The 369-nt window shown below is 41.5% G+C and carries 1 protein-coding gene; it reads right to left on the bottom strand.

Annotated elements, in window-relative coordinates:
* A partial coding sequence (locus tag FLQ44_RS24970) for an aldehyde dehydrogenase family protein (protein ID WP_369126611.1) occupies positions 1 to 111 on the bottom strand: 111 nt, incomplete at its 3' end.
* Positions 112 to 369: the final 258 nt, after the last annotated feature.

The following is a 369-nucleotide window of genomic DNA, read 5'->3' as shown; positions in this document are numbered from 1 at the left end:
TACCAATGGATGTTTTACGATTGCATCACCAATCACAGAACCACGCCCCACCAAAACGCTTAATAAGCCTTTGGGTAAGCCAGCTTGTTCAAAGATTTTGGCAAGTTCCAAAGCGATTAAAGAGGTTGCCTCTGCGGGTTTAAGAATGACTCCACTAAAGCAATTTATGTGTGGGGTGTTTTTGCTGCCAGCTTTTTTATGCGCCCAATCGGCAGTTGGTTATTTGGATTCATATCCCTGATATTTTGGGCTTGGTGGTATTGATATTGATTGCAATTGCCATGTGGCTGGGTGTAAATATGTTGTGGGATTGGTATCAGAGCTATAAAACCTAACAGCACTGCTTAAACTGATTTGAACATTCATAGA

Source organism: Vogesella mureinivorans (genome assembly GCF_007644035.1).
Lineage (GTDB): Bacteria > Pseudomonadota > Gammaproteobacteria > Burkholderiales > Chromobacteriaceae > Vogesella > Vogesella mureinivorans.
This window is presented reverse-complemented; position numbering and strand designations above follow the sequence as displayed.